The sequence below is a fragment of the Atribacterota bacterium genome (assembly GCA_028717805.1).
Taxonomy (GTDB): domain Bacteria; phylum Atribacterota; class Phoenicimicrobiia; order Phoenicimicrobiales; family Stramentimicrobiaceae; genus Stramentimicrobium.
On the sequence record JAQUNC010000001.1, the window covers coordinates 1 to 18328 of the forward strand.

Below are 18328 nucleotides of genomic sequence, written 5' to 3' on the forward strand. Positions count from 1 at the left end.
ACAGGTTTTTTTGTTTATCCTATTGATTCTTTGGATAATAATATCCGTATTTTTGCTATCAAAGACGCCACCGAAAGAGTCGAATTCCCCAATAATTTATCACTATAGGTGAAAGCTAAGCAGTATCAAGCATATCATATAGCATTTATGTAAGAATAATTGAGAGCAAAATAGTTTATAGTTGATAGTTTGCAGTTATTAGTTTTATATTTTTTTACGATATACGTTATGCTGGTATACTGGTATACTGAAATAAATGACGCAATACGCACGACGCATGACAAATTGTTATTGCCAGAAGCGAAGCGATGAAGCAATCCCATCCTATTACTCCCGGAACGGTTTTACTGAAAACCGAAAACTTTCCACCAAAAACCAAAAATTATTTACAAAAACCTACTTTTTTTGTCTAACATAAAAAAATTAGGGAATAATTAAGAATATAGGAGAAAAAAATCAGCCCTTAAATTTATAGATGTCTTATTTAAACTAATTGTTTATCACTATGTTTATGCTCAAAGATCAAAAGAAAACGGGAGAAAATATGGAACCTATAAAAAGATACAAAATGAAAAATAAAAAAGGTTTTACCTTGATTGAATTAATGGTTGTGGTAGCAATAATTGGAATTTTAGCCTTAATCGGGCTTAGAATCTACGCTGGTCAACAGAACAAATCTAAAGACGCCTTATTAAAAGGAAATGTTTCCACGATCCACTCACTTATTCAATCCGAATTGGCTGACAATACAGTAAGCAACGTGGAGGTTTGGGGAATGGTAGATAATATTATTAATAAATCCGGTATCCATCTTCCTGCTGGCAGTCCCCAGACCACAAATATTCCAGGAATGGGTGCTACAGAACCTGATATAACAGGAAATGGCGGCTGGGTCTTTGTCTTTGTAGATGATGTTTCTAATCCTGCTGTATTTTATATCAATGGTGTCAATGCGGAGGAGTCTGGCTGGGTTTTTGAAAATCATCTGGAGGCAAAAAAATAATAAAAACTCTGTCTAAAATATTTTTTATAGGGAATAATTATAAAAGAAGTAGTTAACACATAACAAGATAGGAAAAATATTTAAGATAGTTAGAGATACGGTAAAAGATAACTGAAATTTCTTAAGAAAGGAAGGGATAGCATCGCAAAAGATAAAACATATAAAGTGAATGATCTTCACTTTATTCATTGTAAAAAAGCTAACAGTTGATACGAGAAAAAATAATCTTTACAGATTATACTGAATGCAAAATTTAAATTAAACTTGAACCGAAAGCTAAAAACCGAAAACTTTTCAACTAACAACTTAAAATGCAACTTAAATTTTTTACTAAATACTAACGACTAAATACTATATTTAAAATTGGAGGAATTTTTAAAATGTTCATGTACTTACAAAAAAACAAAAAAGGTTTTACCTTAATCGAATTGATGGTCGTCGTGGCCATTATCGGTATCCTGGCACTGTTAGGATTGAGACTGTATTCCGGACAGCAGGCTAAAGCTAAGGAAGCTATAGTAAAAGCCAATGCTGGTACCATTCAAACCTTGATTCAAGCCGAGTTAGCAGATACAGCCACTGTAACTGTTGCTGATATATTCGCAAAGTCTGGAATATTCAATCCTTTTACTAATACTAAACAGGCGGATAGCGCAACTGGAAAAGGGAATGTGGTAGTAAGCCTTGGAACTGCTATAACAGGTAGTGATGTAGCTGAATCCGGTGTTTACTTTATTAATGGATATAAGGAAGATGGAGCTAATTTTGTTTATGATCTTAGTTTAACTGCCAGAAGATAATTAGCTTGATTATTGAAGTATGAAAAATGGACTCTATTTTTGAAAGAGAGTCCATTTTTTATACTTGTCTTTCTCTTTTATTAATACCTTATCTTTGCATTAATTATTAATTTTAGATAAAAAGATTTGCAGTATATATTTCAAAAAAATAAATTGTAGATTATGCTTAATATTGATTTTAGAAAAACTGAATTATTCTTATTAAAACTTTTTATTTTGGTTTCACCAACAGTAGTGTACAAGTATGTTTTTTATTTTAGAGCCAGTCAATTCTTCTGGGTAAAATTTTTCACCATCGTCTTGTTAACGGTTTATCTGGTTTCTTTAATTAAGCCTGGTCAAATTTTACCGGTTAGAATTACTAAAATATACTTACCCATTATTTTATTTATATTGGCTATGCTGATTTCCAATTGGATAAACTCCACGGAAATACCCATTGATCTGGAGCAGGTAGTCATTTATGCAAACTATTTCATTTTATTCTTTCTTATGATTAATTTTGTTGATAACGAAGAGCAATTTAATCAATTTATTCTTCTATTATTTTTAACAAGCACTTTTATTGCTTTGTATATTATGCTCCATTATTACGGAATCATTGCCTATCTTCATGATTTTGGACCCATTATTTCTCCCATTGGACAGAAGAATTGGACTTCAAATTATATAAGCCTAATATTTTTTATTCTTTTTGTATTTTTTTTATTGGAGAATAACAGGAATATAAAAATAATCTATTTTATTTCTTTATTATTTCAATATACTGCTCTGATGATTTGCCAGAGTAGGGGGATATGGATCAGTATTATTGTAAGCTTAATCATTGGATTCTATTTCATTTATAAATATAGCATGGCTAGTCTATTTAAAAATAATAAAAAATGGCTAATTACATTGCTTTCATTTTTTATTCTAATAGCTGCTATCTACTCAACAGACAACGTATTCAATAAAAGTCCCCTTACTGTTACCGAAAGAGCCCTGTCTACATTTGATAAGGACGATCCATCCATTAATCGTCGTTTGATGATCTATAAAATTACTTTAGCTATGATTAATGATAAATACCTATTGGGGGGAGGAATTGGTTCTTTTAAGTATAATTTTTTAGATTACCAGGCAGATTATATTGAAAGAAATCCATCTTATATCAAAAATGCTAAAAAAGTAGCAGAAGCACATAATGAATACCTGCAAATGTTTAGTGAAACTGGATTGTTAGGATTATTATCTTTCTTATCGATCCTAATAGTTTTTTTCTTAAATGCTTATCATTTTTTTATTACTGAGAATAAAGAAAAGAATAAAATAATCTTATTAGGATTAATTTTGGGAATCATTTGTTTTCTTATACATAGTATGTTTACCTTTCCCTTGCATGTTCCTTCTTGTGGCGCTGCTTTTTTTATTCTATTTGCTTTGGCATTTGTTTTTACAAAAAAATATCAATTTAAAACAATGATAATTAATAAATCATCTGTTAATAATCAAATAATATTAAAATTATTGAGTCTTTTGCTATTAGTGATTGTGATATCCTCTTCTTTATACTTTATAAATATTATGGTGATAAAACCTTTTTTAGCCCATCGATATGCTTTTTGTGCTGAAAATAGACTGGCAAATAATAAAATAGACGAAGCATTAATATATTATAAATTATCACTGAAAAACAATCCTCGATATGGCCAAATGTGGCTTAATATGGGAGCATTATATTATAATGCTAATATGAATAATGAAGCGATGGAGAGTTTATTGGAATCAAAGAAGTTTTATAATCATCAAAATATTTATTTCAATCTGGGATTAGTTCATGCAAAATCAGGAAATCTTAGAGCAGCAGAGGAAGAATTTCAAAAGGCAATTTATTTAGAACCAAAATCCTGGCTTGCCTATAATTCTTTAGCATCACTTTATGTTTACCAGAATGAATATGAAAAAGCAATTGAGATATGGAAGAAAGCAATTCAACTTGGACTGGACTTTGAAGAGAAGCATATCTTTTTATACTATATTGGTTTGGGATATCAGCGATTGGATAAACAGGAAGAAGCTTATAATTATTTTCTGGAAGCCTTGCAGGAAGCCCCTGATGATAGCCCGATAATGAAAGATATCGAACAGCAATTATTAAATATTTATCTAAATACCAATGCCTCAGCATAGTCGGTAGATGAAGATACAGATATTTGATTACCTATGTTAACTTACCTTTGGGTGGGAATAAATGCCTGAGCAGATTTTAACCGACAACTTAACACTTTTAATATAACGAAAATAATCACTTATTACTAATTACTGTATTAAATTTGCAAACTATAATATACTCGACACTGATATGATTGATAGATTGTTGTATTTTGGTTGTTGACTGGTGATTATCTTTATAATACCCGATGCAGATATATTTTTGGCTTTCTTTACTATCAGAGTGTAGAATATTAACAATAATGTTAATATTCTGTGCTTTACAAAAAGATATGGAAAAAGATTTCTGAATCCCAAAAAATTAAAGATTGAAAGAAGAAAGAGTCTAGAAAATTCAGATTTTGAAGATAAAATTGCATATTCCAAATATAATAATACACAGGTGCTTGTTAAAGGATTTACCTTGGAACAGATGATGAAAAATGAGATTCAGGCTTTATTGGATAGAAAAGAAATTAGAGATGCTTCTGATATTAAATTTTGGTAAGATAAGGGAATTGAATTACCTGCCGAAATAGAGAAGAATATGGAAATAAAAAAATTGTTAATCATTTTAAGAAAAGTGATTATCATGTTGCTTTAGGTTCATTGTTAGAATCGGAAATCCAAGATTATTATAAGCAAAATGGATTTTCTTATTTAATACAAATACTTAATCAAAAGTTATCTTATATAAAATAATATTTTGCTAAAATCTGTTATAATAGGGAATAATAAAAGTAAAAAGATATGCAATTAAATGCTATTATTTAATAAATTAACCAATATAGAGGTGGCAGGAATGAAAATAAACAGTCAAAAAGGAATCACCATTCTTGCTTTAATTATCTGGGTGCTGATTATAGGTTTGGCAATCATCTATGCACCTAAAGCTTATCAATATGTGCTAAATGCCAATATCAAACGTATTGTTACTTCTAATGTACAGTCCGTAGAAGCAGAAATCCGTTCTGAACTTATCAGCAAGCATCCTGTTCTCATCTGGAACAATATTGATGAATTAATCAAGCGCTTAAATTTTCAAAATCCAATAATGTTGGAGCAGCAAATTAAAAATGGTTGGGACCGGCCTGGTGATGTGGTAGTGACCTTTGATGGCATCAATACCTTTCGACTGGATGGCATTGGACGCGATGGCTCCTCACTTCGCCTCAACATAATAATTCAAAAAGCCCCATAAGGATATAATATAATGTATTACACTGTTTAGTCACGCAATACCCACAACGCAGGACGAATTTGTCCTTGCGAGGAGCAAAGCGACGAAGCAATCTTATCCCATTATACCTAAGGAAATATTAACTGAAAATCGCTCACCGATAACTGCCAATATCTTACATATTTTATAACTTGTAACAAATATCCTCTTTACTATTTAGAAAAGTAATCTCTCTTGTCAATATTTCATAAATATATTATGATATTCCCAAGTTTTAAATTACTTGACTTGTACTATTGCTAATTAACAAATAATTATAGTATATATTTTTTAACTATCTATCTGTAGTAGAGAATAAATATTCAGAACAAGCCGCTCTATAATTATCAGAAGGATAATAATGGGAGAAATGATAAACAAGATTAGATACAACCGAAAATGGCAATTATCAGGTCTGGCAATAATTATAATTATAGGATTACTGGCATTCTGGTATTTTCGTACCAATCCAGTATTACCCCAGATGACCATTTACTTTTTAAATGAGGTGAAATTGCCTGAAGCAGGAGATACTATACTGGTTTTTTCCCCTCATCCTGATGATGAAACCATTGCCTGTGGTGGGTATATCATTGAATCGATAAATATAGGAGCAGAGGTCTATATTGTGCTGATAACTGATGGTAATCGCCGTAGCTTAAAGGATTTGCGTTATGTAGAATTTGAAAACGCTACCAGTATGATGGGTGTACCTAAAGAAAATCTGGTTTATCTAAACTATCCGGATAGTAGACTGGCTTTTCTTAATCCTCAAGAACTTAAAGAAATACTGGCAGAACAGATAGAAAAGTTTCAACCAAATATCCTTTTTTATCCCCACCCTGATGATGCTCATAGAGATCATTCCACAGCTGGTAAAATAATTGAAGAGATTCTCCAGGAAATGAAGGAAAAAGTAGAGGTAATGGAATATTTAGAGGAATATGAGGAGTTAGTAAAGGAAGAGGTCTGGGAAGAATTACAAGAAGCAGAAAAAATTACTCAGAAGATTTTCTATTATAAGTATTTAGTGCATCACAGCTATTTCCCTCATCCCAAACGATATGGGCCAGATTTATATATATTACCCCCATTAGACCTTATTACCATAGATGGTGGCTGGGGAAAGTTTATTCTTTCCAGTGAGACCAAACAAACTAAAGAAAAAGCCCTCAGAGCGTATATCAGTCAGATCAGAAATCCTTTATTGAAGAATCTTTTGGAGGCTTCCATCAGAGAAAATGAACTATTCGCAAATTAAGTTAATGGTTAAAGGTTAAAGTTAATGTTAATGTAATTAATGGGGTCAGGTCTTGAATTATAATTACATTTATTTTTTGTTATGTTTTATGAGTTGTACTAATTGAAATATATAACTGAAATTTAGAGTATAAAGATGATAGGGCAGGGGAATATAGATATAAAGATAAGAAATTTTAGACCGGAAGAGCAAAAAACTATCCGTAAAATCAGTGTTCAGAGTAGTATTTTTGGAGAATATAAAAATCAACTGTTAAGTGAAGAAATAATTGCTGATTTGCTAACTTCATATTTTCTAACAAACGAACCGCAGTCCTGTTTTGTCGCAGAGAAAGATGGTGAGGTTATAGGTTATTTGCTGGGTAGCTGTGATGTAATTAAGATGCGTAAGGTTATAAAAAGCAAAATTTTACCGTCTCTGACAAAAAAATATGGCACAATGGTCTAATATTTCGTTCCCATAACTTGAGATTAATCAAGAACTTGTTGTATAGTTATTTCAAGGGCGAATTTACTGTTCCTGATTTTTCTCGGGAATATCCGGCAGCTTTACATATTAATATTGCTTCTGAATATCGAGGGAAAATGATTGGTTCATTATTAGTTAATCACTTTCTGCAATTTTTAAAAGAGAAGAAAGTTAAAGGTATTCATTTTGGAGTTCTTTCCGAGAAGGCAAAGAGATTCTTTTTAAAGCTAGATTTTGAGATATTGTTTAGTGAGGAATATACCTTTTTACGATTTATAAGCGGGGAAACACTTCCCCATTACATTATGGGTAAAAAATTATAAATAAAGTAATGATACTCGTAGTATAAATTTCTAAGTTTTTAGATCATAGTCATAAGTTTTTAGACAATAATGTGGTAATAATTGATTGAGATAGTTACTTTTATTCGTAATTACATCTTTGTATTTGGTCATTGGTATTTATATTGCAAATAATTAGATAATAATTTCAATCAATTAACTAGCAGAAAAACGAAAACTAAATATCAGGTAACAGCGACTAACTACAATTTTAAACAACATAACGAGATTAAGGTATAAATTATACGGTATCCTTATTTGAATACGATTTGCATAGGAATAAATTTTCATTATGAGTGAACGAGGCGAGCAAATCAATCTCATTCAGTTATACCCGATAACCTGATAGATTTTAACTGAATACTGAGAACTGAAATCTGCCAGCTAAACAATAATGACTAAGGCTAATGTAACGGTGTACATTATGTCATATTACAGTATACTTACGAAAAATAAATTGAAAGGCACACTTATTGTAAATGTTATTATCACTTATCTTGATCTTTGTTTTAGGATATTTAGGTTATCGTATTTTTAGTTTCTTGCATATTCCCGGTGGTGCTGTAACCGGCTCCCTGGTTACCCTTGCTGTTATTACCAGTCAAGGCTATGAATGGGTGGAGCTATCTTCTTATCTAATAACTTTTATGCAGATAATTATAGGAGTTATGATTGGGTGTAGATTTAAAAAAGAACAGATTCCAGTCATAAAGTCTATTTTTATCCCTGGTTTAATATCATCAGCCTGGATGATATTAATTAGTCTGGCAGTTGGTTTTCTCCTGGCGAAAATGACTGGGATAGACCTGGGGACAGCACTTTATGCTTCAGTACCAGCAGGTTTATTCGAGATGGGCTTAATTGCCCTTTCTTTAAGTCTAAGCGTTCCGATTGTAACGCTTTTACAATTTGTACGCGTAATTTCCATAAATTTAAGCTTACCAGTGATTGTTTCTAATTGTGACAATTGGGATAAAAACGGTAAAACAAACTGTCAGTTAAAGACTGATAAGGGAAAATACCCCAATCCCAATAATAAAATAAAACAATCTAAGGCAACAACAAAAGAAAGAGCATATATATGGGAAATATTACTGGTGTTGTTTTTAGGAAGTATCGGTGGATTTACAGCCAAGTATTTAGGCATTCCCGTTGGTGGCATGCTGGGATCTATGATTGTGGTTGGGGCTTTACGTATTGCCGGAATGCCTTTAAAAGAACTTCCCCCATGGCTAATCCTGATTACCCAGATTATTGTAGGAGGATATCTTGGTACTACTTTTGTTCCAGAGATGCTATCTACTTTAAAATCTTTATTGTTTCCTGTTTTATTTTTTTCAATTTTTGTGGTTTTAAATGGAATATTAATCGGTTTTATGTTTCATAGACTATTAAAGTGGGATTTAGCTACTGCATTACTGGCAACTGCCGCAGGCGGGGTTACCTTGATGACCTTAACTGCCATAGAAATAAATGCCGATCCAGTCCGGGTGAGTATTACTCAGACCTTGAGGATTGTTATAATTTTACTTATTATGCCTACGCTGATATTACGTATTATATCCTGATACTTTGTTTCTGAAGTGATAGATAAGTCTAACAAAAGGTATTTAAATGAACCTTACACCCTAATAATCAGCAAATTGTTAAAAGTAAAATTATCAAGGTAAGCGAACTTACTTTTTTTCTTATTACGAGTTACGAGGAATGAGGAGACGAAGCAAATTTATCTAATCATATAATTATTTCCTGGAGAACTTACGACAAAAAATAAAAAACCTGAAGTAAAAAACTTGAATGTCATGGCAAGTGACCGAAGGGAGCAAAGCAATCTCATCCCATTATGCTCGAAAAAATTTTAACTGAAAACCGACAACAAAATAATAAAAACTAACGGCGAATTTCACGGTATACGCTATACGGTATACATAATACTTATTTATTTAGGATGCAATATGCATAACTATCTATTTCGATTGTTCACAGGAATAATTATTGTTACAATTGGTCTGGTAATCGGTAGCTTCAGTAATGTCTGTATCTATCGTATTCCCCGCAGAGAATCTCTCATTTTCCCTGGCTCGCATTGTCCTAAATGCAACCATCCTATCAAATTTTATGACAATATTCCGCTGGTCAGTTATCTCCTCTTAAAAGGTAAATGCCGCTACTGCCAGGAAAAGATATCAGGACAATATCCGCTGGTAGAATTCTCAACTGGTTTTATTTATCTGATTTTATTCTTATCTTATGGATTGCAATTGAAAACCTTTGTTTATATGTTATTTTGTTCGGCTTTAATTATAATTACCTTTATAGATTTAAAAGAAAAGATGATTCCCGATGTCATCTCTCTTCCTTTTATGGCACTCGGTTTCTTATTAAGCTTTGTTCCAGGTAGCTTATCTCCCATTAATTCCTTGCTGGGCATTTTATCAGGAGGCGGTAGCTTGCTCTTAATAGCTGTGGTTGGCAGCTATCTCTTCAAAAAAGAAGCAATGGGGGGAGGGGACATTAAATTAGCTGCTATGGTAGGTGCCTTTTTAGGATGGCAATTAACTCTGCTTTCTCTTTTTCTGGGTTTTCTTCTGGGATCTATTGTCGGTATTATCATATTAATCAAAAACAAAGGAAATAAAGATCAAAGTGATTCCCTTCCTTTTGGACCATTTATTGCTCTGGGGACTGTAATTGCCCTTCTTTTTGGTCAAGCTATTATCGACTGGTATCTTATAATATAGGAAGAATGTAAAAATTAAATCTTACATTAATTCTTACTAATTTTCTCTTTACCTGAAATCTGAAATGTGAAGAATGTTAATAAAGATTATTTTAACGTGGCATATATGTTTTTGCTAAAATCTGCTATAATAGGGAATAATAAAAAATAAAAGATGTTTTTATAATATATACCAGTAAATGAAATACTATTATAATAATAGTAGAAGAAACAAAGGATATACTCTCCTCGAATTAGTTATCATAGTAGGTATCATTTCAATACTTTTAGCAGCATCATTTAGAGGTTTAATAATAGCTAAACACAATTTAGAATTGAATCTGGCAGCACATCAGTTAGCCGCAACATTGAAAGATTGCCAATCCAGAGCAATGTATACTGGTAGTTATTATAAAATAGAATTTTATCCATCTTTAAATAGATACCGGGTATATCGGGAGAATGAATTGGTTGAGGATGTGCAGCTGGAAAATATAAATTTGCATTATACCAATTTTACAGATTATAAGGTTAGATTTTACAATAACGGAACACCAAGTATGGGTGGTACAGTAACCTTGAAAACAAAAAACGGCAGGACTCTATATGTGATTATGACTCCGGTGACAGCACGCACCAGAGTCAGTACCAAACCACCAGCAAACTGGTAGGTTTTACGCAGCAAAACCGGTATATAATATATGGTATGTAGTATGTAGTTTAAAGAGACAAGAATTGTTGCATGAATGCAGGATTGCAATTTTGCAATAATGCTGATAAGCCACTATGAAAGAAAAGTGAAGAAATGATTTAATATATTTATATAATTAAATCCATTAACTATTAACTAACGAAAAACAAATAACTAAAAAATTTGCCAATATATATCACTTACAGATGAAAGAGGGGTGACCTAGATTGTTAGAAATTAGAAAATCTTTATTCCGAAATCAAAGGGGATTTTCATTAATTGAGCTAATGGTAGCAATTGCTATTTTAGGCGCTGCTGCTTTTGGTATATTCCAGTCCTTCCAAGCTGGATTCTGGGGAATGAGTGATGCTCGGGCACGAACTATTGCCACTAATATTGCTCAGAAAAAATTGGAAGAGATAAAGGGTAAATCCCTTGCTGAAGGGACATATCCTGACCCGGATAATCCTATTGTTGTTTCAGGCAAAGATTTTAATGTAGAAATAGTTGTTAAGGATGTTGTAGAAAAGGGCTTATCGACTGGTCTAAAAAAAATCACTACTACAGTAGAATGGCAGAAGCGCAATGGAACACGAGCCAATGTTACTGTAGAAGGATTGCAAAGCAAAGCTCTTGCCCCTCCTGATACTGATGTTCCTACTGCTATCTTGCTTAGTATTAGTCCCAGTGACATAAAAGTTGCCGAACAATCCTTAATTAAAGTAACAATTTTGGATCAAGATAACTATCCGATTGCTTTTGAAGGCCAGATTAATCTATCCATGAATCCAGAAACTTTGGGAGACCTGAATGATGAGTTTCTTATTTTTAATGGTGAAAGTTATATTACAACAGAATTCATCGCCAATGATAGTGGAGAGGCAGGGGTGGTAGTAATTAACGCGGTAGATGATGCTGGGGAACTAATTCCTGATTCAGATATGATTACTATTCTTGGTGGAGAACCAGTAGGTATTGATTTATCTGCTGATCCTAATTCGATTATCATTAATGGTGATACCTCTACTCTTACGGTAAAAATTACAGATGAAGATGGTGTTCTGGCTGATTACTGGACGGGAATAGTGGAATTAACGCTTACATCGGGTAATGACACTGGAGATTTAGGGGAACCGCCAGTAGGCGATACCATTACCCTGAGCTTTGAGGAAGAGAATATAAAGACTACCTTGTTTACTTCCTCTGCACAGGAAGGAGAAGCGATAGTAACAGCAACTGACCAAGCGGGAATATTAGATTCTGATAGTGTAACCATAAATGTTACCAGTGGTCCACCCTATCAGATTGATATCTCTGCTGAACCAAAATCTATTTTTATTGCAGGATATGAAGGTGGACCTACTTCCTCTACCATCACAGTAACTATTAAAAATGAAACAGGGATTCCTGTTAGTGGTTTTATAGGAACAATTTCCCTATCCATATTATCTGGAGAGGAAAGCGGATCACTGTTAGCTAATAGTCTACCTTTTAATGGAGAGAGTACCCTTTCTACTACCTTTACTTCTGCCACGATTCCTGGCAATGTAATTATTGAAGCAAGAGATACCACTTCGACAGAACCATTGGCTCCCGATACGGATTCACTTACTGTAGCCACAGGTCCACCTCAATTCATTGAAATAGTGGCAGCGCCAGATATCATTGTCAATGATGGAGTTGATTCCTCTACTTTAACCGTAATCTTGAAAGATTTCCATGGGAATGTTTCTTCTTTTGATGAAGATAAAGAACTTACTTTTTCTCTTAATCCGGATAAAGGTACGGTAAATAATACTCCTTTAACCTTGCCAGCCGGGCATAGCCAGATTAGCACAACCTATATCTGTGCTGATGAATCCTTTGAAGGCAATGTAGATATTACTGTCAACTGCGAAGGAATTTTGGAGGGCAGCACTACAACTGTTCAAGTTGCTCAAAGAGCTATTAGAGAATCAGAAAATCCCAATATTCGTTATGGAGGAAGATGGATTTATGATTACTGGCGAAGGACTTGGATCTGGAGTGAAGATAGAGAACAAATATTTTTTGACATTGATGTTTTGGGAGGAACCATTGATATCTCGCAGATTGATTTAGCCTGGAAAGAAGGGACTTCCTTGGGTTTGCAAGCAATAACAATAAGAGATATCAGCTCTAATGTTAAGGTGCAAAGAAGCTGGTACTATTCTTATCCTTCTATCCCAATTTATCCGGCATTTTATGAGATTAGTAGTTTTCAAATTAACCAGACGCTTGGTGTAGGGACTTATACCATACAATTGGATTGTAGAGGGGAAATTGAAAATAGAACACTTATTATTCAATTCCATGGTACCTATTCAGGCAAAACAAATATTTATCAATTAGAATTCTTAAGTCCTGATTATATTGTTTAGTGAGATAAGTAGTTATGAAAAAAAATAAGATAAAAAAAGAAAATATAGGGAAGTTGTTAAATAAAACATTGACTTCACATTTCGGTTTTAGCCTTATTGAACTTATGGTTGTGGTCAGCATTCTTGCTTTAGTCGTCCTGGGATTAGTGACTATATTTTCCGGAGGGATGCGCTCTTATATCAGCGGAAATGCGCAACTGGAGGCACAACGTAATGCCCGACAGGGGATGGATAGAATGGTCCGAGAACTCCGCCATGGAAAAAAAGTTAAGACCTGGACCTCTCATTCTATTACCGTAATAATTCCGGAAATTGATGAGGAAGATGGATATGAGGTAACCTATGCCTGGTCAGGAACCCCATATGATTCAATGTATCGCACTGTTTCAGGGGGGAATAGTTCTTTCATTGATAATATATTGAATTTGGATTTTGATAATGCCAAAAGTTCCAGGATAAACATTGAATTAGAAGTTGATGTTGATCGAGATGAGAAAGCTGATATTTCGCTCAATACTGCGGTTACACTTAGAAATTTCTAAATATATATAATATATATTACTATAAATTAAATTAACTGTTTTCAAAGGGGTTGCTTTATTATGAAAAAAAATAAAGATATTTTTAGGCTCCTGCACCAAAATCTTGTTTCTCAAAAGGGATTAGCTTTAGTTGCTACTTTAATATTTGTGGTTGTTTTAACAACTTTTGGAATTGCTATACTATCCATGACCCGAAACGAAATAAAACTGGCAACTTTGCAGGAAGAATCTACCAAGGCATTTTACCTTGCCGATGCGGGGGTAGAGAGAGCAATTAACTGGTTAGAGAACCAAGACCTCCCACCAAACGCAGAGGATCTTCCGCCCGAAAATCTTGATGGAACACATATTTTTGAATTAGCTACTGGGAAGTATAGAGTTGGAATAGAACCTAATATAACCGGAGAAACAACAGCAGGATATATAATCAATTCCGAAGGTTGGATTACCCATGAAGATGACAGTAAAGTTTCGCGAAAGATTAGAACACTGGTAACAATTGCCAATTTTGCTCAATATGCTTATTTCTCAGATGAAGAAGCCTTTCCCTTTAATACTGATATACCTGGTTGGGGTGGTTATGCTGGTCAGACTATCTGGTTTACCGGAAATGATAGCTTCGGAGGCAGAGTTCATAGTAATAGTCAATTCCATATTGTGGATATCCCTGATTTTACGGGTAAAGTTACTTCTACTGAAGAAACCATTGATTTCTGGGGGAGTGCCTATCGACCAGATGGTTCTGATTTTCCAACAGACGGTGAAGGATTTATGGGTGGATATGAATTGGGTGTGGATGAGATTCAGCTACCTCAATTCAGAAATATAAGTGACCTTGATGATGAAAATAGCTTACAGAGAATTGCCGGAGGATCATGGAGTGTAGGTGATTTTCCTTCAACCGATGGTGTTAAAATTCCCTCTGTTATAAGTGGCACCGATAAAGTTACGACTGGTGGAATTTATATTAAGGGTAATGTAAATAGTATTGAATTGAATGTAGATAACACAACAGGGACGGAAGGACCCAATTCCAAGATTACCATAAAACAAGGGTCTTATCCCACTAAAACTACCCATATTACTTTAGTAAAGGAGCCGATTACTTTACCGCCTGGTAGCAAACTTAATGGAGTAGCTGCTGATGGTACAGTTATTCCTGCTAATACAACCCTATATCTTGAAGAAGGAACAACTGACTATAAAAGTTATATCGGTTTAACAAATGGGGTGATGTTTGTTGAAGGTGCTATTGGCAGCTTGTATGGAGAGAATCATCGGGGGAAAATGAGTATAGTCTCCACCCAATCTATTACCATTTCAGATAATATTTATTATTATGACCGCGATAAAAGTAAAGACCTTTTCGAAGATGATATTCAAGCAATAGATGATAGTTTGGGATTGATAGCGGCAAAAGATGTAAAAATAGCTTCCAGTGCTCCGAATAATATTGAAATTGATGCAATTATTATGGCTTTAAATACCTCCTTCTTTTACAATGGATGGCAAAATTATATGAGAGATACTTTAAGTTTACTGGGAGGATTAATTCAGAAGCAGAGAGGTCCGGTAGGTACTCATAATGCCGGAGTAAAGATAACTGGATACAGTAAGCAGTATATTTATGATACCAGAATGGCTAATCCAGCAAGTGGCTATCTTCCACCTTATTTTCCGAGTACTGGCAAGTATGAAAAAATGTGGTGGAGAGAGGTGGTTGATTAACATATTGTAATAATTACAATATTGTTTGTTTAATAATATTATTATGAATAAGATGAATATTAAGAATAATTTTAAATTAAAGAGTATTGTTTACCTAGTTATGGCATTAGTTATCATTATACTGTTGTTTTCAGTATTTAGGCATATTAATAAGCAAAATATTGAATATCGGAAAATAGAGCAAGAGTCAGTAATTAGAAAACAGGAGGAGAGCTTAGAAGAAGAAACGAGAGAAAAAGAAGAATTACCAGTATTAGAAGAAGAAAGCACTGGAACAATAGAACCGGAATTCAGGGATGATACCATAATGATATTCTAGCCTAATATCACAATATTTATAGTTCTTGACTTAATTATTGTTAATAGTTTTAGATTGAGTAATCTTTTTGATAAAAAATTTAAATAATAGCTTGTATATTTTGTTTCTTATATAATATAATATAAAAAATTATGATTGTTTTTTGTGTCTATTGTTTTAAAATAAAAAAGGTTGTTTTAAATTATTTTTTACTGATATAATAAGAGAAGATTGTTAAGCTTGTGTCTTAATGGAAGTCAAGACGCAGGTAAATAATGACTGGAGAGAGTAAATGCTTGCTATAGATTTTGGTGCAAGATCTATCAAAGTAGTAAAATTAAGCAGGACAGGGAGTGGATATCATCTGGATAATTTTGGGATGGTATTAACTCCACCGGATAGTATTTTACATGGAGAGATTAAAGATATTGAAGCGGTTAGTCAAGCTTTAAACAAAATGCTTCATAAGAAGAGACTCTATGATCGTGGTAGTATTATTGCTATTACCGGTCAGAAGGTTATTATCCGCGAAATTACTACCCCCTTGATGACTGAAAAGGAACTGTCAGAAGGATTACAGTGGGAAGCCCCAAAATATGTCCCCTATGATTTAAAGGAATCTTTGCTGGATGCAAAAAAAATAGAAGAATTAGAAGAAAAAGAAGGCACCAAAATGATGAAGGTTTTATTGGTCGCTGCACCAAAAACCCTTGTTGAACAACAGATTTCAGTATTAAAGAATATAAAGATGCAACCTAAAATAGTAGACATAGTTGCCAATGCCCAGATAAGAGCGTTTGAAAGTTACCTTACTCCATCGTCCAGTAGTACAGAAGATGGAACTATGATTGATATTATTCTCTCTATGGGAGCCAGTACCACAGAAATTACTTTACTGGAAGGGGATCGATTAAAATTTACCAGGACTATTCTTAAAGGTGGAAGTGATATTACCAGATTAATTGAGAAGAAATTCAATCTCCCCTTTCAAGAAGCAGAGGCGCTTAAACGTCATGTTGGTCTCTCCTTGCCGGAGGAAGCGTTGATTGCCGAAGATAATAACGACATAAAAGTAGAAGAAAAAGCAGAGACTGATGCAATTTTAGAACAAATGGATGAAGAACAAATTAATACAAAAATAGATAAAAAAGATGAATCAATGCCTGCCGAGGAAGAGATTGCTGATTTAATTCATACCGGTGTTACAGATGTTTTTAATGAAATTCGTAAGTCATTAAATTACTTTAAGACCCAATATCAGAAAGTGAAATATCAAAGAATTATCTTATGCGGTGGCATGACTCAGTTACTCAACATCGGACAAACGCTGAAAAAACAATTCGGTATCACTGTTGTGATTGCTAATCCCTTAAAAAGTATTTCTGTTAATGAACAAGAAGTCGATATTAATCACCTTGATAAATATAAGTCTGCCCTCGCTACTGCTATCGGATTAGCAAAAAGAGAAAGGTAAATAATAAAGTATGGCAAAAAATAAAAATATCATCAGAGATATTAACCTATTACCATCGGAATACCGGGAAAAAGAGAAATTTAACTTATTCAGGATATTGATAGCAACTTTTATAATTCTGCTCTTTGCTGCCTCAGGTTTTCTATATTTCTATCTGGAGAACGAAATTTTAACCAGGGAGAATGAAGTAAGGAATTTGGAAACTCAGTTAAAAGCCATTGAAAAGGTCATTCAGGAAGTAAAAAATCTGGAAAAGGATAAGGCTGAATTAGCTGAAAGAGTTGCGGTAATAGAAAGTTTGATTACAAATCAATCCCGCATGACCAGAGTCTTAGGTGATTTTAGCGAGTCAACTTTCTCTGAGGTGTGGCTTAATAACTTAAGTATAAATGCTAATCAATCTTTTAATTTAGTTGCCAATACTTTTAATAATTATTTAGTTGCTCAGTATATGAATAGTTTGAAAGATCACCAGGGTTTTGATGCCATTGAATTACAATATATTCGTAAGCAGACTACCAGAATTCCGGAGATGGAAAAGAATATTGATACAGTAAGTTTTCAGTTATCGGGAATTTTTATTCCTTATTATCGTTTATTAAACAAAGAAAGCAGTGTTTCAGCAAAATAGAGGAGTATTATTGTGAAGTTAAATAGAAATGCAAAAATTATTATTTCCATTCTTTTACTCATTATTTTTGCCTATTTAAATTATTCCTTTATCTATCAACCAAGAAATATTAGAATAAAACAATTAGACCAACAAATTAGTTCATTACAGAATAGGATTGCTGAGGGAAAGCTTATTGCCGCTCGGTTGGAAGATTTGAAAAAAGAAAACCAGGAGCTGACTGAACGTTTAGAATTCGTTGAAGTGCTTCTACCTCAAGAAAAGGAAATTCCGGAATTTCTGATTCTCTTACAGGATACTATGAATGAGTTTAATATTGACTTCTCCACTTTTACCCCACAGAATTTAATACAGGAACAAAATGTTATCTATGCTAAATTACCCATCAACATAGTTTTTACTGCTAACTATTTTGAAACCATTAAATTTTTAGATAGATTAGAGAATTTTCCCAGAATTGTTGATGTTAGAGATTTAAAGCTTAATCCTGTTGGTGAAGATGTCGAGAATGTTAATGTTAATATGAGCATTTTTACCTATGTCTTAAGGAAAGGAAGATAG

General features: G+C 33.3%; 18 protein-coding genes. 17 read left to right on the plus strand and 1 reads right to left on the minus strand.

The genetic code is table 11. The features are described 5' to 3' along the window. Positions 1–226 precede the first annotated feature (226 nt). On the minus strand, positions 227–379 hold the full coding sequence (locus PHD84_00005) for a hypothetical protein (protein MDD5636199.1): 153 nt from the start codon (positions 377–379) through the stop codon (positions 227–229). 189 nt (positions 380–568) lie between these two features. Between PHD84_00005 and PHD84_00010 the strand changes: the two genes are divergently transcribed. The 17 genes from PHD84_00010 (at position 569) to pilO (ending at position 18328) form a co-directional block, all read left to right on the plus strand. After that, positions 569–1003 (plus strand): type II secretion system protein, encoded by a 435-nt coding sequence (locus PHD84_00010; protein MDD5636200.1) that lies wholly within the window; start codon positions 569–571, stop codon positions 1001–1003. A gap of 380 nt (positions 1004–1383) precedes the next feature. Continuing rightward, positions 1384–1803, plus strand: a complete 420-nt coding sequence (locus tag PHD84_00015; GenBank protein ID MDD5636201.1) for a type II secretion system protein — start codon at positions 1384–1386, stop codon at positions 1801–1803. Between the two features lie 162 nt (positions 1804–1965). Further along, positions 1966–3975 (plus strand): O-antigen ligase family protein, encoded by a 2010-nt coding sequence (locus tag PHD84_00020; protein ID MDD5636202.1) that lies wholly within the window; start codon positions 1966–1968, stop codon positions 3973–3975. Positions 3976–4798: 823 nt separating this feature from the next. Continuing rightward, the gene (locus PHD84_00025; GenBank protein MDD5636203.1) at positions 4799–5197 is read left to right on the plus strand and encodes a hypothetical protein; all 399 of its coding nucleotides are present in this window, start codon (positions 4799–4801) and stop codon (positions 5195–5197) included. Positions 5198–5576: 379 nt separating this feature from the next. Then, positions 5577–6476: a PIG-L family deacetylase gene (locus PHD84_00030; protein MDD5636204.1), complete on the plus strand. Its 900-nt coding sequence runs from the start codon at positions 5577–5579 to the stop codon at positions 6474–6476. A gap of 135 nt (positions 6477–6611) precedes the next feature. Then, a complete protein-coding gene (locus tag PHD84_00035) occupies positions 6612–6923 on the plus strand; it encodes a hypothetical protein (protein ID MDD5636205.1) in 312 nt (103 codons plus the stop codon). 35 nt (positions 6924–6958) lie between these two features. After that, positions 6959–7267 (plus strand): GNAT family N-acetyltransferase, encoded by a 309-nt coding sequence (locus PHD84_00040; GenBank protein ID MDD5636206.1) that lies wholly within the window; start codon positions 6959–6961, stop codon positions 7265–7267. Positions 7268–7764: 497 nt separating this feature from the next. Beyond that, positions 7765–8853 (plus strand): AbrB family transcriptional regulator, encoded by a 1089-nt coding sequence (locus PHD84_00045; protein MDD5636207.1) that lies wholly within the window; start codon positions 7765–7767, stop codon positions 8851–8853. A gap of 387 nt (positions 8854–9240) precedes the next feature. Next, complete coding sequence (locus PHD84_00050) at positions 9241–10026, plus strand: prepilin peptidase (GenBank protein ID MDD5636208.1); 786 nt, start codon at positions 9241–9243, stop codon at positions 10024–10026. Between the two features lie 178 nt (positions 10027–10204). Then, the gene (locus PHD84_00055) at positions 10205–10675 is read left to right on the plus strand and encodes a type II secretion system protein (protein MDD5636209.1); all 471 of its coding nucleotides are present in this window, start codon (positions 10205–10207) and stop codon (positions 10673–10675) included. 247 nt (positions 10676–10922) lie between these two features. Continuing rightward, complete coding sequence (locus PHD84_00060; protein ID MDD5636210.1) at positions 10923–13094, plus strand: prepilin-type N-terminal cleavage/methylation domain-containing protein; 2172 nt, start codon at positions 10923–10925, stop codon at positions 13092–13094. Positions 13095–13108: 14 nt separating this feature from the next. Next, on the plus strand, positions 13109–13636 hold the full coding sequence (locus PHD84_00065; GenBank protein MDD5636211.1) for a prepilin-type N-terminal cleavage/methylation domain-containing protein: 528 nt from the start codon (positions 13109–13111) through the stop codon (positions 13634–13636). A gap of 60 nt (positions 13637–13696) precedes the next feature. Beyond that, positions 13697–15364: a hypothetical protein gene (locus PHD84_00070; GenBank protein MDD5636212.1), complete on the plus strand. Its 1668-nt coding sequence runs from the start codon at positions 13697–13699 to the stop codon at positions 15362–15364. Between the two features lie 43 nt (positions 15365–15407). Beyond that, a complete protein-coding gene (locus PHD84_00075; protein ID MDD5636213.1) occupies positions 15408–15683 on the plus strand; it encodes a hypothetical protein in 276 nt (91 codons plus the stop codon). 271 nt (positions 15684–15954) lie between these two features. Then, positions 15955–17136, plus strand: a complete 1182-nt coding sequence (gene pilM, locus PHD84_00080) for a type IV pilus assembly protein PilM (GenBank protein ID MDD5636214.1) — start codon at positions 15955–15957, stop codon at positions 17134–17136. Between the two features lie 10 nt (positions 17137–17146). Then, positions 17147–17767 (plus strand): PilN domain-containing protein, encoded by a 621-nt coding sequence (locus PHD84_00085; protein MDD5636215.1) that lies wholly within the window; start codon positions 17147–17149, stop codon positions 17765–17767. Between the two features lie 12 nt (positions 17768–17779). Then, on the plus strand, positions 17780–18328 hold the full coding sequence (gene pilO, locus PHD84_00090; protein MDD5636216.1) for a type 4a pilus biogenesis protein PilO: 549 nt from the start codon (positions 17780–17782) through the stop codon (positions 18326–18328).